Genomic DNA, 20,411 nt, shown 5'->3' with positions numbered 1-20,411 from the left:
GAGCACAATGGCACGCATCACGCTCGACCATATCCGCCACGCCTACGGCGCAAATCCGAAGTCCGACAAGGATTATTCCCTGAAGGAAGTCGACCACGAATGGAACGATGGTGGCGCCTATGCGCTGCTCGGCCCTTCCGGCTGCGGCAAGACCACGCTGCTCAACATCATCTCCGGCCTGCTTCAGCCCTCGCACGGCCGCATCCTGTTCGACGGCAACGATGTCACGAACCTTTCGACGCAGAGCCGCAACATCGCCCAGGTTTTCCAGTTCCCCGTCATCTACGACACGATGACCGTTTACGACAATCTCGCCTTTCCCCTGCGCAACCGCGGTGTGGCCGAGGCGGATGTCGACCGGCGCGTCCGCGATATCCTCGAGATGATCGATCTCGCCGGTTGGGCCAGGCGCAAGGCGCAGGGCCTGACCGCCGATCAGAAGCAGAAGATCTCGCTCGGCCGCGGACTGGTGCGCAACGACGTCAACGCCATCCTGTTCGACGAGCCGCTGACCGTCATCGATCCGCATATGAAATGGGTGCTGCGCTCGCAGCTGAAGCGGCTGCACAAGCAGTTCGGCTTCACCATGGTCTATGTCACCCACGACCAGACCGAGGCGCTGACCTTCGCCGAGAAGGTCGTCGTCATGTATGACGGCCAGATCGTCCAGATCGGCACGCCGGCCGAGCTCTTCGAGCGGCCGAGCCATACCTTCGTCGGCTATTTCATCGGTTCGCCGGGCATGAATTTCATGCCGGCCAGGATCGAGGGCAGCGCGGTCAAGGTCGGAGACGAGACACTGACGCTCGATTACGCGCCGAAGACGTCAGGCACGGCCAAAACCGAACTCGGAATCCGTCCCGAATTCATTCGCCTCGGACGGGAGGGCATGCAGGTCACGATCAGCAAGGTCGAGGATATCGGCCGGCAGAAGATCGTGCGCGCCCGCTTTGCCGGCCAACCGATCGCCATCGTCGTGACTGAAGACGCCGACATTCCCGCGGACGCCCGCGTCACCTTCGATCCGTCCGCCATCAGCATCTACGCCGACAGTTGGCGTGTCGGCAGGGAGGCCTGAGCCATGCAGAAGACGTGGAATAACAAAGCCTGGTTTCTGGTCCTGCCGGTGCTGCTGCTCGTGGCGTTTTCGGCCGTCATCCCGCTGATGACCGTCGTCAATTATTCAGTGCAGGATACGTTCGGCAATAACGAGTTCTTCTGGGCCGGTACCGACTGGTTCGTCCAGACCCTGCATTCCGACCGCTTCTGGGAATCGCTCCAGCGAAATCTGCTTTTCTCCTTCATCATCCTGGCGCTGGAGATTCCGCTTGGCATCTTCATCGCGCTCAATATGCCGAAATCAGGACCGGGCGTTCCCGTCTGCCTGGTGTTGATGGCGCTGCCGCTGCTCATTCCGTGGAACGTCGTCGGCACCATCTGGCAGGTCTTCGGACGCGTCGATATCGGCTTGCTCGGCCACACGCTCGAAGCCATCGGCCTCGACTATAATTATGTCCGCGATCCCATCGATGCCTGGGTGACGGTTATCGTCATGGATGTCTGGCACTGGACAAGCCTCGTCGTGCTGCTTTGCTATGCGGGCTTGGTGTCGATCCCGGACGCCTATTACCAGGCCGCCAAGATCGACGGCGCCTCGCGCTGGTCCGTCTTCCGCTACATCCAGCTGCCGAAGATGAAGCGGGTACTGCTGATTGCCGTGCTCCTGCGCTTCATGGACAGTTTCATGATCTATACTGAACCGTTCGTGGTCACCGGCGGCGGGCCTGGCAACTCGACGACCTTCCTGTCCATCGACCTCGTGAAGACGGCCGTCGGCCAATTCGATCTTGGTCCGGCGGCGGCAATGTCGATCATCTACTTCCTCATCATCCTGCTGCTCTCATGGGTGTTCTACACCGTGATGACCAGCAGCGACGCGAGCTAAGGGAGGGCGAGATATGAGCAACAAATACAAACCTGCAGGCAGCCTCTCCTGGCTCGTTCCGACGATCTATATCATCTTCCTGATCCTGCCGATCTACTGGCTCGTCAATATGAGCTTCAAGGAGAATTCCGAAATCACCGGCGCCTTCTCGCTCTGGCCGACGAACCCGACGCTGCGTAACTACACAGTCATCTTTACCGACCCGTCCTGGTATAACGGCTATATCAACTCGATCATCTATGTGGTGATGAACACGGTGATCTCGGTCGCGGCGGCGCTGCCGGCAGCCTATGCCTTCTCGCGCTACCGCTTCCTCGGCGACAAACACCTGTTCTTCTGGCTGCTGACCAACCGCATGGCGCCGCCGGCGGTCTTCGCGCTGCCGTTCTTCCAGCTCTATTCGGCCTTCGGCCTGATCGACACCCACATTGCCGTGGCGCTCGCCCATTGCCTGTTCAACGTGCCGCTCGCCGTCTGGATCCTCGAAGGTTTCATGTCCGGTGTGCCGAAGGAGATCGACGAGACCGCCTATATCGACGGTTATTCCTTCCCGCGTTTCTTCATCAAGATCTTCATTCCGCTGATCGCCAGTGGCGTCGGTGTCGCGGGCTTCTTCTGCTTCATGTTTTCGTGGGTCGAGCTGCTGCTTGCCCGCACGCTGACGACGACGGCGGCAAAGCCGATCTCGGCGATCATGACGCGAACGGTGTCCGCCTCGGGCATGGACTGGGGCGTGCTGGCGGCTGCCGGCGTGCTCACCATCATTCCGGGCGCACTCGTCATCTATTTCGTCCGCAACTACATCGCCAAGGGCTTCGCGCTCGGGCGCGTTTGAGGAGGAGACGGTCATGAATTTTTCCTGGATGGCCTGGACGCTGCCGACAACGCTGTTCTTCCTGACGATCCTGGCGCTTCTGATCGCCATGAGTGTCTGGGAATATTTTTCGCCGGGCGGCTCGCCGCGCACGGGCGTGCTGCGTTTCGAGACGACGCGCGGCGACCGGCTCTTCATTTCGCTGCTGGGCAGCGCTTTCATTCATCTTGCATGGCTTGGGCTCGGTGGGCCCAACCTGTGGTGGGCTCTTGCCATCTCCGTGGTCTACGCCATCGGCGTCTTCCGCTACGTGTGAAGGCAAGGAGAAGACAGATGGCCGGGGATACTGGCCGCCTGAGACGTGACTGCAATCGCAAACCCTGGGAGGATATTATGCGAAGGCACTTATTGACGACGACAGCAGGCTTGCTGCTGGCAATGACAGCATCGGCTTATGCCGGCATGGACGAGGCCAAGACGTTCCTCGACAAGGAAGTCGGTGATCTCTCGGCGCTTCCGCGCGCCGACCAGGAAAAGGAAATGCAGTGGTTCGTTGATGCTGCAAAGCCTTTCGCCGGCCTGGACATCAAGGTCGTGTCCGAAACTATCACGACCCATGAATACGAATCGAAGGTGCTGGCGCCCGCCTTCACGGCGATCACCGGCATCAAAATCACGCACGACCTGATCGGCGAAGGCGACGTGGTCGAGAAGCTGCAGACGCAGATGCAGTCCGGCGAAAACATCTATGACGCCTATATCAACGATAGCGACCTGATCGGCACCCATTGGCGCTATCAGCAGGCCCGCTCGCTGACCGACTGGATGGCCAACGAAGGCAAGGATGTCACCAATCCCGGCCTCGACATCGACGACTTCATCGGCAAGTCCTTCACCACGGCGCCTGACGGCAAGCTCTACCAGCTGCCTGACCAGCAGTTCGCGAACCTCTACTGGTTCCGTTACGACTGGTTCAACGACGAGAAGAACAAGGCAGACTTCAAGGCGAAGTACGGCTACGATCTCGGCGTGCCGGTCAACTGGTCGGCCTATGAAGATATTGCCGAGTTCTTCACCGGCCGCGAGATCGACGGCAAGAAGGTCTTCGGTCATATGGACTACGGCAAGAAGGACCCATCGCTCGGATGGCGCTTCACCGATGCCTGGCTGTCGATGGCCGGCAACGGCGACAAGGGCATCCCGAACGGCAAGCCGGTCGATGAATGGGGCATCAAGGTCGACGAGAACTCCCGTCCGGTCGGCTCGTGCGTCGCGCGTGGCGGCGATACCAACGGCCCTGCTGCGGTCTATTCCATCCAGAAATATCTGGACTGGATGAAGGCCTATGCACCGGCTGCCGCCCAGGGCATGACCTTCTCCGAGTCCGGCCCGGTCCCATCGCAGGGCGAAGTCGCCCAGCAGATGTTCACCTACACGGCCTTCACAGCCGATTTCGTCAAGGAAGGCCTGCCGGTCGTCAATGCGGACGGCACGCCGAAATGGCGTTTCGCACCGAGCCCGCATGGTGTCTACTGGAAGGACGGCATGAAGCTCGGCTATCAGGACGCCGGTTCGTGGACGCTGATGAAGTCCACGCCTGACGACCGCGCCAAGGCGGCCTGGCTCTATGCCCAGTTCGTCACCTCGAAGACTGTCGACGTGAAGAAGAGCCACATGGGCCTGACCTTCATTCGCCAGTCGACGCTGGACCACAAGTCCTTCACCGATCGTGCGCCGAAGCTCGGCGGCCTGATCGAATTCTATCGTTCGCCCGCCCGCCTGCAGTGGTCGCCGACCGGTACGAACGTTCCTGACTATCCGAAGCTCGCTCAGCTTTGGTGGCAGGCGATTGGTGATGCCTCTTCCGGCGCCAAGACGGCGCAGGGGGCGATGGACTCGCTCTGCGCCGAACAGGAAAAGGTGCTGCAGCGCCTGGAACGCGCCAAGGTCCAGGGCGACATTGGCCCGAAACTCGCCGAGGAGCATGATCTCGCCTATTGGAACGCGGATGCGGTGAAGAACGGCAACCTTGCCCCGCAGCTGAAGATCGAGAACGAGAAGGACAAGCCGGTCACTGTCAACTACGACGAACTCGTCAAGAGCTGGCAGAAGAAGTAAGGCGGACCCGGCCGGAGGCGACGAGGCTTCCGGCCATCACTTCCTGCCACCGGCAGCAAGCCGGTGGCACCCACAATCTTTCTCTCATGAAACGTCCGCGTCCTGCCGACCTCTGCAGGCGGAGCGGTTTCGTGCGAGCCGGAGACGGATATGAGCGGCTATATTCTTTCAATCGACCAGGGCACGACATCGTCGCGCGCGATCATCTTCGATGGCGACATGAAAATGGCCGGCTCGGCGCAGGCGGAGATCACCCAATATTATCCGCAGCCCGGATGGGTCGAGCACGACGCCGCCGAAATCTGGCGATCCGTCGTCGATACGGTGCGCAAGGCGATCGCCGATGCTGGTATTGACGCCGCCGACATTGCCGCGATCGGCATCACCAACCAGCGCGAGACGGCGGTCGTCTGGGACCGCGGGTCAGGAGAGCCACTTCACCGCGCGATCGTCTGGCAGGACAGGCGCACTGCAGAAATGTGCGAGAGCCTGAAGGCCGACGGCTACGAGAAGCTGTTCAGCGCCAAGACCGGGCTGCTGCTCGACCCCTATTTCTCCGGAACGAAGCTGCGCTGGCTGCTCGACAATGTCGATGGCCTGCGTGAGAAGGCGGAAGTGGGCGATGTCTGCTTCGGCACGATCGACAGCTGGCTGATCTACAATCTGACTGGCGGCCGCGTGCATGCCACCGATGCGACCAATGCGTCGAGAACGCTGCTCTACAATATCGACGACGGTGCCTGGGACGAAGAGCTTCTGGGCATCCTCCGCATTCCGGCCGCCATGCTTCCTGACGTCAGGGAATGCGCCGATGATTTCGGCCGCGTCGACAAGGCTATGTTCGGTGCGGAGCTTCCGATCCTCGGTGTCGCCGGCGACCAGCAGGCTGCGGCGATGGGCAATGCCTGCTTCGAGGCCGGGATGATGAAATCCACCTATGGCACCGGCTGCTTTGCCCTGTTGAATACCGGCCGGGATCGTGTTTCCTCCTCCAACCGGATGCTGACGACGATCGCCTGCCGGCTCGACGGCGAGACGACCTATGCGCTCGAAGGCTCGATCTTCATCGCCGGTGCTGCCGTGCAATGGCTGCGCGACGGCCTCGGCATCATCGGTCAGGCATCCGAGGCAGGAGTGCTTGCGGCCAAGGCCGATCCCGGGCAGCAGGTCTATATCGTTCCGGCCTTCACCGGCCTCGGCGCCCCTTACTGGGATCCGGCCGCGCGCGGCGCGATCTTCGGTCTGACGCGAAACAGCGGGCCGGCGGAATTCGCCCGCGCCGTGCTTGAATCCGTCGCCTACCAGACGCTCGACCTGCTGGTGGCGATGAAGAAGGACTGGGGCGCCAACCAGCTGGAAACGGTGCTGCGCGTTGATGGCGGCATGGCGGATTCGGATTGGACTATGCAGTTCCTAGCCGACATGACCGGAAACCCTGTCGACCGCTCGGCGATCCGCGAGACGACGGCGCTCGGCGCAGCCTGGCTTGCCGGCTCGAAAGCCGGCATCTGGCCCGGCAAGCGGGATTTTGCGAAAGCCTGGGCCTGCGACCGCCGCTTCAGCCCTTCGATGGATGAGACCGAGCGGCAGGGCAAGATCATCGGCTGGAAGAATGCCGTATCCAGAATGATTTCGGACGCCTCGGCGGGATAGAACCACTTCCGAGGAGACGCAACTTCTCTTAAGCGGCGCCGGCGGCCTTTCTGTTGATGAAGCTGAGGGCGAGCACGGCGAAGATCAGCGTTCCCGTGCCGACCTGCTGCCAATAGAAGTTCAGATCGGTCAGCAGCAGCCCATTGGCGACGATGCTGAGCAGCAGCGCGCCGAGAACGGTCCCGCCCACATTCGGCCGTCCGAGCGGGCTGAGCGTCGTGCCGATGAAGGTCGCGCCGATCGCATTCAGCAGGAAGGCATTGCCCGAGGAGGGGATGTAGGTGGTGACGGTTGCGGTCAGGATCAGTCCGGCGATTGCCGCGATCAACCCGACCAGCATGAAAGTCACCGCGACATGGGCCGGCGCGGCGATGCCGGAATAGCGCACGACGCCCGGCTGGATGCCGATCGACAGGATGACGCGGCCGAAGCGCGTGCGGGCAAAGACAACGGCAGCCGCCCCGATGACGACGATGGCAGCGGCAAGCGGTACCGGAAAGCCGGCAATCGTCCCATGGCCGAGGAAACGGAAGGCTTCCGGCACGCCGTTCGGCGGCAGATAGACCGGATTGCCGCCATTGGTCAGCAGCTGCTGCACGCTGCGGCCGATGAACAGCGTGCCGAGCGTGGCGAGGAACGGCGACACGCCGATCCCTGAAATCAAGAGCGCGTTGAAGGCCCCGACGAACGCTCCGGCGGCCAGTCCCGCGAGTGCGGCGACTGCCACCGGCTGTCCGGCGAGGACGAGCGAAACGAAGGCGAAGCTGGCAAAATCCATTGCCGTTCCCACCGAAAGATCGATGCCGCCCGACGCGACGGCGAAGGTCATGGCGATGGAGACGATGGCAAGCAGCGTGAAATTGTTGACCAGGATGCTCTGCAAGTTCGCGGGCGTCAGGAACGTCGGCGTTGCCGCGGAAAAGGCGGCAAACACCGCAATCAGGGCGAGGATCAGCCCATAGCGCACCAGGCCGCCGGCGATCAGACGCGGCAAGCCTATGGTGGCGAGGGGAGGGGTCTGGAGCGACATGGTCAGGCCTCCTGCCGGCGCAGCAGCGTGGTCGCGGAAACGACGATGAGAATGAGCACACCCTGGACGCCGCTGACCAGCGTGCTCGAAATGTTCAGCAGCTGGAAACCGTTAACCAGGAAGCCGACCAAAAGGGCCGAAAGCAGCGTCCCGGTGACCGTTGGAACCAGCCGGCGCGAAAAGACCGAGCCGAGCAGGGCCGTCACGACGACCGGCAACAGCATCTCGCCGGCGCCGGTCGTGCTGCCGCTCAGATAGGAAACCGACAGGATGCCGGCGATGCCGCCGGAGACGCCGCTGGCGACGAAGGCGCCGGCGAGTAGCCGTCGAAGCGGCAGACCCGCGGCACGCGCTGCATCCGGAAATTCACCGACGGCATAGAGACGCAGGCCGAGCGGCGTATATTGCACGATCGCCGTGGCGATGGCCGTGAAGACGAGGAGCACATAGGCGAGAACCGGGATGCCGAAAGCGTCCGAGGCCGAGAGCGCCGACAGGAATGGCGTCGAAGCCGGCAGGACGGTATTGCCGGTCAGCACCAATTCCAGGCCGGCGACGACGTTCATGACGGCCAGCGTGGCCAGCAGCGGCACGATGCCGGCATAGACGACGGCAATGGCATTGACCGTGCCGATCAACGCGCCGGTGAGGATCGCAGCGGCAACCGCCGTCGCATCGCCGTAGCCGAACTGTGTCAGGCTCGCGTAGACGGCGGCGCTCAGGCCCATATTGGCCGCGAGCGACAGGTCGATCCCGCCGGTGACGACATTGGAGCCGCCGGCGATCAGCACGATCGTCAAGCCGATGGCAAGCACACCGGAGATGGCCGATTGACCAAGTACGTTGCCGATATTGCCGATGCTGAGGAAATAGGGTGCGGTCAGCGAAAAGATGATCAGGATGGCGGCGAATGCGATCAGCGATCCGAAGCGCAACGCGGTCGCTGCAATATTGCCGGCCGGCCGGGCAGGCGGTTCCGCAGCGGAAAAACCGGAAGGCGCGAATTCCACTTCAGCCGACATGGCGTTGTCCCTCGGATGATCCGGTCGATTGAGCCAGCACCGCATCTGCCGTGGTCTCCGACGAGATGAATTCCCGCGCCACGCGACCGCGGAAGAGCACCAGGATGCGATCGGTGATGCCGATCAGTTCGGGCAGATCCGAAGACAGCACGATGACGCCGGCGCCGCGCGACGCGAGTTCTCCGATCAGCGTATAGATCTCGACCTTGGAGCCGATATCGACTCCAACTGTCGGCTCGTCGAGGAGATAGACCTCGGAGCGGCGGCTCAGCCACTTGGCGATGGCGATCTTCTGCTGGTTGCCGCCCGAAAGGGTGCGCAGCAGGGCATCGCGCCCGTTGGTTTTCACCTGCAGCCGCGTAATCAGAGCGTCGACTTCCTTCCGTTCACGTTTGCGATCGAGAAAGCCGAAACGGGTGAAGCGGCCAAGGCTCGAAAGGCTGATATTTTCCGCGACGCTGAGGTCGAGCGCGACGCCATGGCGACGTCGATCTTCCGGCACTAGGGCGATTTCGCGGCCGGCCGCCTGGGTGGGATTGGTGAAACGGGCAGCCTTGCCGTTGATCTCGATATGGCCGGAAGCCGGGGTCTCCAGACCGAAGAGCGCGCGGACCAGCTCCTTTGCGCCGGAGCCGAGCAGGCCGGTAAGGCCGAGCACCTCGCCGCGGCGAAGCGTGAAACTGATGTCGCTATATTTCCCCGGCGCCGACAGCTGCTCGACCTTGAGGATGTCTTCGCCGGGCGTCACTTGCGGCTTCGGAAACATTTCCTTGATGTCGCGCTCGACCATCAGCCGGGCAATCGCACCGGCGGAAGTCTCCCCGATCGGCAGGGAGGCCACGTCGAGCCCGTTGCGCAGCACGGTGACGTGGTCGCAGAGCTCTTCGATTTCGTTCAGGTAATGCGAGATATAGATGATGGTGACGCCTTCGTCGCGCAGACGGCGGATCAGCCGGAAAAGGATATCGGCCTCGCGGCGCACCAATGCGGCCGTCGGCTCGTCGAAGACGAGCACCTTCGGCTGATTGAGGAGGGCGCGGGTGATTTGCACGATCTGCTTTTCGGCCGTCGACAATTCGCCGATCAAGGCGGCGTTCGGCAACCGGATACCGAAATAGTCGTTGAGAATGTCAGATGCCCGGCGCTGCATCAGTCGGCGATCGAGGAACGGCGTGCCCGATATCCGCGGTTCCCAGCCAAGGAACAGGGCTTCGCCGACAGTGAAGGTCGGCACCAGCAGCCGATCCTGGTGAATGAAGTGGATACCGAGCTCTTCGGCTAGATGCGGCGTCAGTCTGTCGAATGTTTGCCCTTCGATCTCGATCCGGCCGCCATCGGGCTGATGAAGACCGGCCAGCAGCTTGATCAGCGTCGATTTGCCGGCGCCGTTCTGGCCGACGAGACCGTGGATGGTGCCGCGCCTGACGATCAGCGACGCACCGGCAAGCGCCTGCGCGCCGCCGAAATGCTTGACGATGCCTTCAAAGCGAATGATGTCGTCGCGTGCCGTCACCGGCTGCTTCAACGAAATGGCCGTCATGTCGATCTCTCCGGGCGGGCAGATTCCGAGCGATCCGGCATGGCAGGATCGCTCGTGTTCGGTGTCAGCCGATGCCGAGCTTCTTGGTGACTTCGCCGACATTGGTCTTGTTGGCGAGCAAGGCCGGAACATAGGTCTCGCGCGGCAGGGTCTGGCCGGCGAGCAGCTTGGCGACGTTGCGGATGGCGGTGCGGCCAATTTCCGCCGGCTGCTGGGCGACATCGGCGCCGGCCGGCGAATTCGGATCGGCGATGAGTTGCAGCACTTCCGGGCTGCCATCGACACCGTAGGTGCGGATCTCCGTGCGTCCGGCGGCAGCCAAAGCCTGGGTCGCACCAACCTGCGGAATGTCCCAGGCCGACCAGATCGCCTTGATCGAACCTTTTTCGGGATATTTGTTGAGGATGGCCGTGATCTGCGTGAAGGCGTCCTGCACGGTGTTCGGGATGACGTCGCGCAGTTCCGGCTGGAGGATTTTGACCTTCGGGAAATATTTGACGACATTGACCAGCTGGTCGTAGCGGATCGCGCAGGGGGTTACGCCGTAGAAGCCGTTGAAGACGACGATATTGCCTTCGCCGCCGATATCGGAGACGAGCTGCAGCGCCAGATCCTTGCCGATGCCCCAGTTATCGGAGGTGGTGTTGTTGATCGAATTGGTCGAACCGACGTCGACGGTCAGAATCGGGATCCCGGCATCGCGCGCCTTCTTCAGCCAGGGATCGATGACGCTGAGCGTGCCGAGGATTTGAACGATCGCATCCGGCTTCTGGGCAATCAGCGTCTGCAGCTGCGAGACCAGCTTGCCGTCGTTGCGCCCGGCATCGACAGCGATCGTCTCGCCGCCGAGGCGCTTTACCTCTTCGATCTGGGCATTATAGGCCTGCAGGTCGAAGAAGTGATCGGTGCCGGTTGCGCTGATGGCGATGCGCTTGCCTTTCAGCGACAGTTCTTCGCCGGCGGCAAAAGCCGGCTTCTGCCCGATGAACGAAGCACCGGCGACGGCGACCCCGGCCGCGGCAGACAGTTTCAGCAGATCTCGTCTTCCGAGACCGTGCTCGGACTTTTCGATACTCATCGCAATTTCTCTCCAATTAATTATGTCTATAGATTAAATGGATTAATGCCGGTGGATAGGAACGAATTTCCAAAAGAACGATCTCCGGGGAAAAGAGTGGATGGAGCGAAAGCTCATCCCTGGCCGCGGTTTCCCCCAACCGGGAATGATTTCGGATGCCTCGGCGGTCTTCAGAGCGGACAGATGGTCTACGGCCACCGATCAAGAAGAACATGCACTGCATAATTCTTGCGCATGCGACCAAATTTGCCGAAGGCGAACTCTGCTAGGCCGCGGTGCCGTGTGGCGCGACAGCAGGCGTAAAATGACGATTTTCTGGGCACCGTCGGGTTTTATGCTGCGACGTTGATATCTAGCGCGAAGCTTCGCTCCACTTGGCGCGCAACTTGCCTCTCTCCTGCTAGGGAGAATGAAACAATGCCCGACATCGACCCGCAGATTTTCTCAATATGCCGGCCATCCCTCGGAGGCTACAAGGCCTTTGTTCAACGCGACATGATCGTCGAGACCTATCGTAGCGCCGCGGGGCAAATGGTTTCGAGGGGCTCCCTTCATAGAATTTCGATCAACCGCACGGCGCACGGCAAATATGCCTATCGGCTTGGAAGCGGGGCATTCCGCAAAGTTGAGAGGCCGCCGTTCACCCTGGGATTTCAACCGGCCGCCACCGTCCTTGAAGTCGATGGCGATGCGGCGGATTATATCTCGATCTTCCAGTCACCTGCGCTTTACAGCGGCATCGGCGGCTCTCGCTTCGATCCCGAGCATTGGGATAGTGACGCGCTCAGCGCGACGACCGATCCGACAACGCTGCAGGTCGCACTCTCCCTCGCATTTGCCGCCGAGAAGAGCGGGCGCGCCGACCTGCTTTTGATGCAGCATCTGGGGATGGCGCTCGCCTGCTGCGTCGTAAGACTGCTGGGCGCCAAACCTGAAGCCGGAGATCGTCCGCTGACATCGGACAATCTCCGGCGTGTGATCGATTACATCGAGAACCTGCTTGGCAAATCCGATCTGAGTGTCGAGGAGCTGGCCGGGGTGGCCCATATGAGCCCCTTTCACTTCAGCCGGGAATTCAAACGGGCGGCCGGCATGGCGCCGCATCGCTTCGTTCTCGAACGCAGGATCGAGCGGGCGCGACTTTACCTCGCCGATGGCAAGGAGACGCTTGCAAACATCGCTTATGCCACAGGCTTTTCCAGCCAGGCGCATTTCTCCAGCGTCTTTCGCCGTCTGATGGGGGCGACCCCGAAGGAATACCAGCGTTCGGTCCGCCTTTGAGCCGGCTCTTGCCGAGGACAGATCAGCAGCTTTGCGAAAGACAACCGCACGAATCTGAAATCTCTTGAGGCTGCGGTCTGCGAGGTTTTTCCCATCAGGAGGCCCATATGACCGCTTTTGCCCAAACCAACCCGATTACCGACATTTGCTTTTTGGTCGACGATATCGACAAAGCATCGGCCTTCTATGTCGAGCGGCTTGGCTTCAAGCCGCGGCGCCGGGCTCCGGGCTTTGCCGATTTCAAAGGGGCGGGCGTGACGCTGGCGCTGTGGGAGATCGAGCATATCGCCGAGAATACCGGTGTCTCAAGTCGCCGTGCCCCTCCAGGTGCGCACAAGGCCTGCGCGGCCATCGAGCTCGCCTCGCCAGAGCAGGTCGATGCTGCCTATGCGGAGCTGAAAGCTGCGGGCGTGCTCTTCCACGCGCCGCCGCAGGACTATGTCTGGAACGCGCGATGCGTCTATTTCGCCGATCCTGACGACAATCTCTGGGAAATCTATGCGTGGTCCGCAGGCGGCCCGATCGGTGACATCGACCCGCAATAGCGAGCGCAATCGGCCGTCGTCCAACAATCCAACAAGGGGAAAGGCAAGCAGATGAATGGGGATGACAAGCAAATCGTGGTCGGCAGGCGTACCGTCCTGCAGGGCGGAGCCTTTGCCCTTGCTGCAGCGGCGGCAGGGATCAGCGTGTTGGTGCCGCGTCACTCGAAAGCCGCCGCATCCAAGGTCGTCATCAAGTATGACTGGCTGATGAGCAACGGACAGATCGGCGATATTGTCGCAGTCAAGCAGGGCCTGTTCCAGGCCGAGGGTCTCGATGTCGAGTTTTCCCCCGGCGGTCCCAATTCGGCGACGGTGCCGCCCGTGATCACGGGTGATGCGCAGCTCGGCCAGTTCTCGGATTCGGCACAGCTTCTTCTAGCCCGTTCATCCGGCGTGCCGATCAAGATCTTCGCTTGCGGTTTCCGCATGGCGCCTTTCGCCTTCTATTCGCTGCCCAAGGCGCCGATCCGCACCGTCAAGGATATGGTCGGCAAGCGCATCGGCATCCAGCCGACGGCCCGTTATGTGCTCGATGCCATCCTGCTGAAGAACAATATCGATCCCTCGAGCCTGACCATCACGAATATCGGCTTCGACATGACACCGCTGATGACCGGCCAGGTCGATGCCGTGACTGGATGGATCACCAACACGCAGGCCCTTTCCGTCATCGGCCCCGACCGCATAGATCTGATGATGAAGGACACGGGCCTGCCGTCCTACGCCAATGTCTATTTTGCCACCGACGATGCCGTGAGCGGCCATGCCGAGACACTGGCAAAGGTGCTGCGCGCCGTCGCCAAGGGCTGGGCCTGGACGCATGAACATCCCGAAGAGGCGGTCAAACTGACGGTGGAGGCCTATCCGCAGCTCGATCTTGCAGTAGAGCTGAAGACGGTGCCGCGCATACTGTCGCTGAGCTTCGACGCGGCAACCGGTAGGGATGGCTGGGGCAGTTTCGATCCGGCCGCTCTTGCCGAGCAGATTTCCGTCTACGACAAGATCGGCCAGTTCAAGAGCGGCGCGCCGAAGCTGGACGACTGCTATACGACCAGGATCCTGGACATGACGGCGGATGAGCGCCCGAAGATTGCGTGAGAGCGGATTTGCCTGAAGCAGCGGCCATCGAAACCAAGGATTTGGCTGTCGGTTATTCCGGCGCCGGCGAGACGACCCGCATTCTGTCCGGCGTCGATCTCAGCGTCGGCAGGGGCGAGTTTTTGACCATTCTCGGCCCTTCCGGCTGCGGCAAGTCGACCTTCCTGCGCGCGGTGGCGGATCTTCTCCCGCCGCTTGACGGGCAGCTGGCGGTGCTCGGCAGGACAGCGTCGGAGGCGCGCCGGCGCCGCGAGGTCGCCTTCGTCTTTCAGGACGCAACGCTGTTGCCCTGGCGGACCGTGAGGGAGAATGTCGCGCTGCCGCTGCAGGTGGGGAAGAAGAGCGTCTCGCGATCGGTCGATTCGCGGCCCGACCATTGGATTGAACTGGTCGGCCTGTCGCATCTGGCTGATCGCTATCCGCATCAACTGTCCGGGGGCCAGCGCCAGCGTGTCGCCATTGCGCGTGCGCTTCAATGCGAGCCGGATATCCTGCTCATGGACGAACCCTTCGGTGCGCTCGACGAGATCACCCGCGAACGACTGAACGACGAGCTTTTGGACGTCTGGCGCCGGACCGGCACGACCATCCTGTTCGTCACCCACAGCGTCATCGAGGCGATCTGTCTCGGCGGACGCGTGCTGGTCCTGGCGGCCAATCCGGGCCGCGTCCAGGCGCTGATCGACCTTGCACCGCTGAAAGACGAGCGCGGCCTCTGTCGGCGCGAGAGCCTCGATGTCCAGGAGACCGCTGCTCATCTGCGCCAATTGCTGCAGCAGGGGAGTTCGGCTGCATGACGCATCGTCGGCTATCCCTCACCGAGGCAATCGGCCTTCCTGTTATCGGCGCCCTCTCGTTGCTTCTCGCCTGGCAATGGCTGGTGCCGGCGCTCGGTATTCCCAGTTATATCGTTCCAACGCCGCTGGCGATCCTGCGCACGCTCGGAACGGAATGGCGCTTCCTTCTGTCCAATGCGATCCCGACATGGGGTGAGGCGGGCCTCGGCTTCCTCCTGGGCAATAGTCTCGCCGTGATCATGGCAATTGCCTTTGTCTATAATCCGCGGTTCCAGGCCGCCTATTTTCCCGTTGTCCTGCTCTTCAACACCATCCCCGTGCTGGCGCTCGCGCCGATCATCATCCTCATCTTCGGCCTCGGCATGCTGCCAAAGGTTATCATCGCCGCTCTCATCTGCTTTTTCCCGACCCTGGTGAATACCGCCCGGGGCCTCAATCTGGCGACTGCGAGCGAACTCGACCTGATGCACGTCCTTTCGGCGAGCGGGTGGGAGACGTTCTGGCGCCTGCGCGCCCCACGCTCCGCCCCTTTGCTCTTTGCGTCGCTGCGCATTTCGGCAACCACCTGTGTCATCGGCGCGATCGTCGGGGAGTGGATCGGCTCGAACCAGGGGCTGGGCGCCGTCATCATCCAGTCGACATTCAACTACCAGGCGGAAAGGCTCTTTGCCGCCGTCGTGCTCGCCTCTTTCTCCGGCATAGTCTTTTTTGCCGCTGTTGCCCAGATCGAACGGATTTTCCGTCGGCTGCAGCCGGGGCAAAGCTGAAAGCGTTCAATGCGGGCGCTGCAACGCTGACGCTTTCCAGGATATGACAAGGCCTCCCGATGTTATCTGCGGGAGGCCTTGTACGTTGCTACTCCTCCATGCTCTCACTGATGTCGGAGAGATCGATGCCATGAGTGTCGAACCACCAGTCGGGACTCATCTCGGAATAGCGTTCACGCAGACGCAGATATTTGGCGCGCAGCCGCTTCTGGCGTTCGACCTCTTCCTTGAAGAAGGGATGATCGAGCGTGCCGCCCATCTTGTGGATGCGACGGAGCAGTTTTCGCAAGACGTATCCCTGCTCCTTATTGCCCGGCCGGTAGCCGCTTTCCACGACCGTCATGACCGCCTCGCACAATGTCCCAAGCGCATCATCTTGCGGCGTGCCGTTGACGATCATGTCGAGACGCTCGAGACCGAAGCCGACGTCGATGCAGGTTCCGAGCGGATTGACGATGTTTCCGATCTCGACGCCATCCTTATAGAACTCGGTGCAGTATCCGCTGATGCTGCCATCGCTCCATATGCATTCCGGATCCGGCATGATGGGCACGCGCCCGCCATAGAGCGGCGTCCATTCCACCAGGCGGTCAGGATGGATCGTCACATGGTCAGGCACGAGCCCCAGAGTTCCCAGAAATTCGAGCCAGAAATCGATGGCGTTGCCGACTGTCAATTCCCGGAAGGAGAAAAGGCCGAGCATGGTGAAGTGGAGAAGGTGGGTTCCGTCGCCGATCTCGTCGAGGTCGCCCATGCGCAGGCAAGCCTGGCTGTTTGTGACTGTTCCACTATGGGAGGGATCGGAGAAGAGGGGCTTGTACTGCTGCATTCCAGCGCTGCAGAAGAGCGTGGTATCGTCATGCGGCCGTACGGATTCAATGCGTGTGAAATCGATGCCTTTGGAAAGGCAGAAGTCCTGGTATTGCTGGATTAGGCGTCCCGCGGTGACATAGGCAACCTCCTTTGCTGTTCGTGTGCCTTCGGGGAAGATAGCGATCTAGTGCGCCTGCGGCAATCCGCTGCTCGGCTGGCGAGGATCAAAAACCGGAACGGTGCACTTGATAACAGGATCACTTGAGACTAAGTATAGCCTCAAGTGAAAAGGAGCCGTTACCATGATGGGATTTGCCGGTATCGCCGATGTTCTCGGGCTGCCCGCCAGGGAGCCGGTATCGCGTTCGGCCTTCGGCCTGCTCTCCAGCATCGAGGAAGGATTGCCGGTCAAGGCGCTTGACCGCATGGCGCTGCTTCTGGCGCCTGATGACGCCCAGTTCAAATACCGGCTGGTTCCGAAGGCCACCTATGAACGGCGCAAGTCCAAGCATCGGCTCTCCTCAGATGAAGGCATAAAGCTTGCCCGTCTCGCGCGTGTCTGGGGTCAGGCGCTCGATGTCTGGCAGACCGAGATCGAGGCCCGCGATTTCCTGTTTCGGCCGCATGCAATGCTTGAGGACAGGCGGCCGATTGACGTGGTCATCCAGAGCGAGATCGGCGGCGAGCTCGTGCTCGATATTCTTGGAAGCCTGAAATACGGCAGCGCTGCGTGAGCGCACAGGTTCTTGACCGCACACTGACATCCGTCCGCATCGGAGATCCCCATGGAACCTATCCGATCTTCGACGCCACCGGCTCGACCATCGCGCCGGGGCGGTGGAACACGTCCGGCAGCCCGATCATCTATACGAGCGAGCATTATTCGACGGCATTGCTCGAAAAGCTCGTCCATGGCAGCGGGCGGCTGCCGCCCAACCAGCACTATGTCACGATCACCCTACCGCGGGGGCTAAGCTACGAGGTCTTCTCCGAACCCGCGCTGCCCGGCTGGGACAGCATGCCGGCAAACGTCAGCAAGGCTTTCGGCGAAAAATGGTGCCAGGAAAAGCGCAGCGCCATCCTGCTGGTCCCAAGCGTCGTCGCCCGCGTCGACCGCAACATATTGATCAACCCGGCCCACCCGGAATTCCCGTCGATCACAGTAAGCCTCCACCAACCCGTCTTCTGGGATCGTCGCTTGTTCGGCATGTGATGGGGCAGGTGCCTTTCAGTCCGCGCTCCTGCATCGCCTCGGAACCGATTTCAGTCAGCGGCTCACGCGCCCGTCTCCCATGGATTGATCACCGCTGCGCAGGTGTCGTCGAAATCGGCGACATTGCGAGTGATGACAATCAGATCGTGAACGATCGCGGTTGCGGCGATCAGCCCGTCGATATCGCCACGCGGCCGGATGGCGGCGATGCGGCCCCATTCGACGGCGATCTCGTCGGTCACCGGCAGGATCCGGTCGCCATGATCATAACGCAGCTTGCGGAGCCACTCGGTGAGATGGGTCGCGGTCTTCGGATCCGACTTCTGTTTGAGGGCAATGCCGCGCATGATCTCGCCAAGCGTCAGCGCGCTCAGGTGGATGGTGAGCGGATCGACGGAGCGCAGCCAGGAGACCGCCTGCGGCGTGCCGCGTCGCGCCTCCGAGACAATGTTGGTGTCGACCAGATACATCAGAACGCAACGTCGCGGCTTGGAGTCTTGTTGCGTGCTTCGACCGCATCTGCGAATTCATCGTCCCAGGCGGGGCCGTCGAGCAGGTCGTCGACGAGCGTCGGCCTGCCGGCGCGCAGGGCGTCGTAGTCGCGGGCCGACAAAACGACGGCCGTTCGCTCGCCGCGCACGGTCACCACCTGCGGCCCTTCTTGTCGGGCCTTCTGCACGACCTTCGAAAATTGGTTCTTGGCGTCCTGCAGTTGCCATTCCATCGATTCTGCTCCTAGCTAGACTGTCTAGCTATGTAAGCGCGGAATGCCGACGCGTCAACGGCGGGACGTTCCTGAACGACAGAGTCCTGTCCTGCTATTAGGTGTCCCAACGAAGTTCGACATCGTTGCGTCGGCGATCGGCGCCTCTCGGCCATTCTGGAAGCCGCGATCACACCTCTCGCCGCGGCGAGCGGGCCATCAGCCTGGCATAGGCGATGGCCGAGAGCATGTTGACGTGGTTGGCCTTGCCGGTGCCGGCAATGTCGAAGGCGGTGCCGTGATCGACCGAGACGCGGTCGATCGGCAGGCCGAGGGAGACGTTGACCGCCGTGTCGAAGGCGACGAGCTTGATCGGGATATGGCCCTGGTCGTGATACTGGGCGATGACAAGATCGAAGGCGCCGTTATAGGCGCGGGCGAACACCGTATCGGCCGAGATCGGCCCGACAACGTCGATGCCCTTTGCCTGCGCCTGCTCGACGGCGGGTGCCAGGAATTCGATGTCTTCGGTGCCGAACAGGCCGTTTTCGCCGCAATGTGGATTGAGGCCAGCGACGGCGATGCGCGCCTTGCGGCCGAGCCGCAGGAAATGATTGTGGCCGGCTTCGATGGTGGCGAGCACCCGCTCAGTCTTGGCGCGCTCGATCGCGCCCTTCAGCGAGATATGGGTGGAGACGTGGATGGTGTTCAGCCGCTCGGAGGCAAGCAGCATGAAGGAGCTCTTCGAGCCTGTGAGATGCGCGAGCAGCCCGGTGTGGCCGTCATGGTGATGGCCGGCAAGGTTCATAGCTTCCTTGTTGATCGGCGCGGTGACGATGATATCGGCCTCGCCCGACATGGCGAGATCGACGGCGCGGGTGATATAACGCACCGAGGCATCGCCGGCGACGGGGCTGACCTTGCCGATTTCGGGCAGGGCCGCGCCGAGCGCGACTTCGTCGACGGCGATCCTGTCGCCACCGGGTGCATCGGCAGGCCCGAACCGCAGTCCGGTGCCGGTGACGCGGTCGGCGCGTTCCAGCGCTTCGACATTGCCGACGATGACGAAATCGCGCCGCTCTTCTCTGGGAAGGGCTGCCAGTGCCTTGACGATCACCTCGGGGCCGACGCCGGCCGGATCGCCGAGCGTCACGGCGACTTTCGCATTCCTGTCCATCGATCGAGTCCCTTCTAAAACCTTACTGCTTAAAAAGCAGCCGCGTAAATCGCGCGGATGTCGGCGCGCGAGATCGCGCGGATTGTTATCGGAGCAGACGGCGAATGGCAAAGGCGTCGTCGGCCATGGCGTCGAGATCGCTTTCCTCTTCCACCGCGCGGTGACGGAGGCGGCGAACAATCACTATTACACGGCCTCGATCGATGCGCTGAAGGCTCATATCGCCGTCGGCATGCATCTCCACGGCCTCTCTTTGCTCGGCCCCCGCCAGGGTTGGAACAGGTCTATGAAGAGCATAACGCCATCTACAATGCGATCGCCGATGGCCGGCCTGACGATGCGCAGAGACTGATGAAGGCGCATCTCGAAGGCTCCCGGGACCGTCTGTTCGAGGGCAGGGTGCTCGACCTATCTTTCTGAAGCGCATCCCGCTCGAAAAAGCAGAAAGATCATCACGATGTTTTCGCGGCTGCCTCGGCAATGCCGATAAGCGCGCTTTTGATCATGCCGCCCTGATCGTCGGGATGCCGGAGACGTCCACCTCCCGTTCGGCGTGCCAAGCATCATAGGCAGCCTGCATGCGCAGCCATATTGCGGGGCCATCACCGAACAATTTCCCAAGTCGGGCAGCGACATTGGGCGAAACCGGCTTCTTCTCGTTCAGAATATCGTAGAGTTGCTGGCGCGAGATTCCGAGCAGATTGGCGATTTCCACCTTGGTTTTTCCCGTTGCAGGGATGATGTCCTCAAGCAGTGCCCCAGGGTGGGAAGGGCAACGCGTCGTCGGCCTCGTCGTTTCATATACGGGCATTAGGTC

The 20,411-nt window shown here is 61.7% G+C and carries 22 protein-coding genes and 1 pseudogene; 14 read left to right on the top strand and 9 right to left on the bottom strand.

Annotated elements, in window-relative coordinates; all coding sequences use genetic code 11:
- Window positions 1-7: 7 nt before the first annotated feature.
- The 6 genes from FY112_RS34025 (at window position 8) to glpK (ending at window position 6,530) form a co-directional block, all read left to right on the top strand.
- Window positions 8-1,078, top strand: coding sequence for an ABC transporter ATP-binding protein (locus FY112_RS34025; RefSeq protein WP_017957586.1), 1,071 nt, complete (start codon window positions 8-10; stop codon window positions 1,076-1,078).
- Window positions 1,079-1,081: 3 nt separating this feature from the next.
- Window positions 1,082-1,945, top strand: a complete 864-nt coding sequence (locus FY112_RS34020; RefSeq protein WP_017957585.1) for a sugar ABC transporter permease — start codon at window positions 1,082-1,084, stop codon at window positions 1,943-1,945.
- A 13-nt stretch (window positions 1,946-1,958) separates the two neighbouring features.
- The gene (locus FY112_RS34015; RefSeq protein WP_017957584.1) at window positions 1,959-2,780 is read left to right on the top strand and encodes a carbohydrate ABC transporter permease; all 822 of its coding nucleotides are present in this window, start codon (window positions 1,959-1,961) and stop codon (window positions 2,778-2,780) included.
- Window positions 2,781-2,793: 13 nt separating this feature from the next.
- The gene (locus tag FY112_RS34010; RefSeq protein ID WP_003549529.1) at window positions 2,794-3,075 is read left to right on the top strand and encodes a DUF2160 domain-containing protein; all 282 of its coding nucleotides are present in this window, start codon (window positions 2,794-2,796) and stop codon (window positions 3,073-3,075) included.
- Between the two features lie 77 nt (window positions 3,076-3,152).
- Window positions 3,153-4,877 carry an ABC transporter substrate-binding protein gene (locus tag FY112_RS34005; RefSeq protein WP_020047582.1) on the top strand — a complete coding sequence of 575 codons (1,725 nt, stop codon included), beginning with the start codon at window positions 3,153-3,155 and terminating at the stop codon, window positions 4,875-4,877.
- 150 nt (window positions 4,878-5,027) lie between these two features.
- Window positions 5,028-6,530 (top strand): glycerol kinase GlpK, encoded by a 1,503-nt coding sequence (glpK, locus tag FY112_RS34000; RefSeq protein WP_151520332.1) that lies wholly within the window; start codon window positions 5,028-5,030, stop codon window positions 6,528-6,530.
- A gap of 28 nt (window positions 6,531-6,558) precedes the next feature.
- Here glpK and FY112_RS33995 read toward each other — a convergent pair whose 3' ends face one another.
- From FY112_RS33995 to FY112_RS33980, 4 genes are all read right to left on the bottom strand, one after another.
- Window positions 6,559-7,560, bottom strand: a complete 1,002-nt coding sequence (locus FY112_RS33995) for an ABC transporter permease (protein WP_131629876.1) — start codon at window positions 7,558-7,560, stop codon at window positions 6,559-6,561.
- A gap of 2 nt (window positions 7,561-7,562) precedes the next feature.
- The gene (locus tag FY112_RS33990) at window positions 7,563-8,582 is read right to left on the bottom strand and encodes an ABC transporter permease (RefSeq protein ID WP_151520331.1); all 1,020 of its coding nucleotides are present in this window, start codon (window positions 8,580-8,582) and stop codon (window positions 7,563-7,565) included.
- Window positions 8,572-10,122, bottom strand: a complete 1,551-nt coding sequence (locus FY112_RS33985) for a sugar ABC transporter ATP-binding protein (RefSeq protein WP_131621573.1) — start codon at window positions 10,120-10,122, stop codon at window positions 8,572-8,574. The genes FY112_RS33990 and FY112_RS33985 overlap by 11 nt, the downstream gene beginning before the upstream one ends.
- A 64-nt stretch (window positions 10,123-10,186) precedes the next feature.
- Window positions 10,187-11,200 (bottom strand): sugar ABC transporter substrate-binding protein, encoded by a 1,014-nt coding sequence (locus FY112_RS33980; RefSeq protein ID WP_151520330.1) that lies wholly within the window; start codon window positions 11,198-11,200, stop codon window positions 10,187-10,189.
- 417 nt (window positions 11,201-11,617) lie between these two features.
- Here FY112_RS33980 and FY112_RS33970 point away from each other — a divergent pair, with 417 nt between their 5' ends.
- The 5 genes from FY112_RS33970 to FY112_RS33950 all read left to right on the top strand — a co-directional run bounded on the left by FY112_RS33970 (window position 11,618) and on the right by FY112_RS33950 (window position 15,688).
- Window positions 11,618-12,481: an AraC family transcriptional regulator gene (locus tag FY112_RS33970; RefSeq protein WP_131621575.1), complete on the top strand. Its 864-nt coding sequence runs from the start codon at window positions 11,618-11,620 to the stop codon at window positions 12,479-12,481.
- Window positions 12,482-12,588: 107 nt separating this feature from the next.
- Window positions 12,589-13,026: a VOC family protein gene (locus tag FY112_RS33965; RefSeq protein ID WP_017957576.1), complete on the top strand. Its 438-nt coding sequence runs from the start codon at window positions 12,589-12,591 to the stop codon at window positions 13,024-13,026.
- 51 nt (window positions 13,027-13,077) lie between these two features.
- A complete protein-coding gene (locus tag FY112_RS33960; protein ID WP_131621577.1) occupies window positions 13,078-14,124 on the top strand; it encodes an ABC transporter substrate-binding protein in 1,047 nt (348 codons plus the stop codon).
- Window positions 14,125-14,132: 8 nt separating this feature from the next.
- Window positions 14,133-14,921: an ABC transporter ATP-binding protein gene (locus tag FY112_RS33955; protein WP_131621579.1), complete on the top strand. Its 789-nt coding sequence runs from the start codon at window positions 14,133-14,135 to the stop codon at window positions 14,919-14,921.
- Window positions 14,918-15,688, top strand: coding sequence for an ABC transporter permease (locus FY112_RS33950; protein ID WP_131621581.1), 771 nt, complete (start codon window positions 14,918-14,920; stop codon window positions 15,686-15,688). Before FY112_RS33955 ends, FY112_RS33950 begins: the two co-directional genes overlap by 4 nt.
- 88 nt (window positions 15,689-15,776) lie before the next feature.
- Here FY112_RS33950 and FY112_RS33945 read toward each other — a convergent pair whose 3' ends face one another.
- Complete coding sequence (locus tag FY112_RS33945; protein WP_131719414.1) at window positions 15,777-16,679, bottom strand: alanine--tRNA ligase-related protein; 903 nt, start codon at window positions 16,677-16,679, stop codon at window positions 15,777-15,779.
- 124 nt (window positions 16,680-16,803) lie between these two features.
- Between FY112_RS33945 and FY112_RS33940 the strand changes: the two genes are divergently transcribed.
- The gene (locus tag FY112_RS33940; RefSeq protein ID WP_003552236.1) at window positions 16,804-17,235 is read left to right on the top strand and encodes an antitoxin Xre-like helix-turn-helix domain-containing protein; all 432 of its coding nucleotides are present in this window, start codon (window positions 16,804-16,806) and stop codon (window positions 17,233-17,235) included.
- Window positions 17,232-17,714 carry an RES family NAD+ phosphorylase gene (locus FY112_RS33935; RefSeq protein ID WP_131621585.1) on the top strand — a complete coding sequence of 161 codons (483 nt, stop codon included), beginning with the start codon at window positions 17,232-17,234 and terminating at the stop codon, window positions 17,712-17,714. Before FY112_RS33940 ends, FY112_RS33935 begins: the two co-directional genes overlap by 4 nt.
- Window positions 17,715-17,776: 62 nt before the next feature.
- Here FY112_RS33935 and FY112_RS33930 read toward each other — a convergent pair whose 3' ends face one another.
- From FY112_RS33930 to pdxA, 3 genes are all read right to left on the bottom strand, one after another.
- Window positions 17,777-18,184, bottom strand: coding sequence for a type II toxin-antitoxin system VapC family toxin (locus tag FY112_RS33930; RefSeq protein ID WP_094088930.1), 408 nt, complete (start codon window positions 18,182-18,184; stop codon window positions 17,777-17,779).
- Complete coding sequence (locus FY112_RS33925) at window positions 18,184-18,438, bottom strand: type II toxin-antitoxin system Phd/YefM family antitoxin (RefSeq protein WP_017957569.1); 255 nt, start codon at window positions 18,436-18,438, stop codon at window positions 18,184-18,186. Before FY112_RS33925 ends, FY112_RS33930 begins: the two co-directional genes overlap by 1 nt.
- Window positions 18,439-18,607: 169 nt before the next feature.
- A complete protein-coding gene (pdxA, locus tag FY112_RS33920) occupies window positions 18,608-19,594 on the bottom strand; it encodes a 4-hydroxythreonine-4-phosphate dehydrogenase PdxA (protein WP_017957568.1) in 987 nt (328 codons plus the stop codon).
- A 142-nt stretch (window positions 19,595-19,736) separates the two neighbouring features.
- Here pdxA and FY112_RS33915 point away from each other — a divergent pair.
- Window positions 19,737-20,014, top strand: a pseudogene (locus FY112_RS33915) (FCD domain-containing protein); the annotation flags it as partial.
- 82 nt (window positions 20,015-20,096) lie between these two features.
- On the opposite strand, the gene FY112_RS33910 reads toward FY112_RS33915, so the two are convergent.
- A complete protein-coding gene (locus tag FY112_RS33910) occupies window positions 20,097-20,405 on the bottom strand; it encodes a HigA family addiction module antitoxin (RefSeq protein ID WP_026158333.1) in 309 nt (102 codons plus the stop codon).
- Window positions 20,406-20,411 lie beyond the last annotated feature (6 nt).

This window comes from Rhizobium sp. PEPV16 (assembly GCF_008919455.1).
In the GTDB taxonomy this organism is placed as follows: domain Bacteria; phylum Pseudomonadota; class Alphaproteobacteria; order Rhizobiales; family Rhizobiaceae; genus Rhizobium; species Rhizobium leguminosarum_Q.
The sequence above is the reverse complement of the archived record's forward strand: the minus strand, read 5'-3'. Positions and strand labels throughout refer to the sequence as shown.

What these genes read in the sequence shown, in the direction of transcription:
- FY112_RS34025 (WP_017957586.1), top strand. Translation starts at nt 8, where the DNA reads ATGGCACGCATCACGCTCGACCATATCCGCCACGCCTACGGCGCAAAT.
- FY112_RS34020 (WP_017957585.1), top strand. Translation starts at nt 1,082, where the DNA reads ATGCAGAAGACGTGGAATAACAAAGCCTGGTTTCTGGTCCTGCCGGTG.
- FY112_RS34015 (WP_017957584.1), top strand. Translation starts at nt 1,959, where the DNA reads ATGAGCAACAAATACAAACCTGCAGGCAGCCTCTCCTGGCTCGTTCCG.
- FY112_RS34010 (WP_003549529.1), top strand. Translation starts at nt 2,794, where the DNA reads ATGAATTTTTCCTGGATGGCCTGGACGCTGCCGACAACGCTGTTCTTC.
- FY112_RS34005 (WP_020047582.1), top strand. Translation starts at nt 3,153, where the DNA reads ATGCGAAGGCACTTATTGACGACGACAGCAGGCTTGCTGCTGGCAATG.
- glpK (WP_151520332.1), top strand. Translation starts at nt 5,028, where the DNA reads ATGAGCGGCTATATTCTTTCAATCGACCAGGGCACGACATCGTCGCGC.
- FY112_RS33995 (WP_131629876.1), bottom strand. Translation starts at nt 7,560, where the DNA reads ATGTCGCTCCAGACCCCTCCCCTCGCCACCATAGGCTTGCCGCGTCTG.
- FY112_RS33990 (WP_151520331.1), bottom strand. Translation starts at nt 8,582, where the DNA reads ATGTCGGCTGAAGTGGAATTCGCGCCTTCCGGTTTTTCCGCTGCGGAA.
- FY112_RS33985 (WP_131621573.1), bottom strand. Translation starts at nt 10,122, where the DNA reads ATGACGGCCATTTCGTTGAAGCAGCCGGTGACGGCACGCGACGACATC.
- FY112_RS33980 (WP_151520330.1), bottom strand. Translation starts at nt 11,200, where the DNA reads ATGAGTATCGAAAAGTCCGAGCACGGTCTCGGAAGACGAGATCTGCTG.
- FY112_RS33970 (WP_131621575.1), top strand. Translation starts at nt 11,618, where the DNA reads ATGCCCGACATCGACCCGCAGATTTTCTCAATATGCCGGCCATCCCTC.
- FY112_RS33965 (WP_017957576.1), top strand. Translation starts at nt 12,589, where the DNA reads ATGACCGCTTTTGCCCAAACCAACCCGATTACCGACATTTGCTTTTTG.
- FY112_RS33960 (WP_131621577.1), top strand. Translation starts at nt 13,078, where the DNA reads ATGAATGGGGATGACAAGCAAATCGTGGTCGGCAGGCGTACCGTCCTG.
- FY112_RS33950 (WP_131621581.1), top strand. Translation starts at nt 14,918, where the DNA reads ATGACGCATCGTCGGCTATCCCTCACCGAGGCAATCGGCCTTCCTGTT.
- FY112_RS33940 (WP_003552236.1), top strand. Translation starts at nt 16,804, where the DNA reads ATGATGGGATTTGCCGGTATCGCCGATGTTCTCGGGCTGCCCGCCAGG.
- FY112_RS33930 (WP_094088930.1), bottom strand. Translation starts at nt 18,184, where the DNA reads ATGTATCTGGTCGACACCAACATTGTCTCGGAGGCGCGACGCGGCACG.
- FY112_RS33925 (WP_017957569.1), bottom strand. Translation starts at nt 18,438, where the DNA reads ATGGAATGGCAACTGCAGGACGCCAAGAACCAATTTTCGAAGGTCGTG.
- pdxA (WP_017957568.1), bottom strand. Translation starts at nt 19,594, where the DNA reads ATGGACAGGAATGCGAAAGTCGCCGTGACGCTCGGCGATCCGGCCGGC.
- FY112_RS33910 (WP_026158333.1), bottom strand. Translation starts at nt 20,405, where the DNA reads ATGCCCGTATATGAAACGACGAGGCCGACGACGCGTTGCCCTTCCCAC.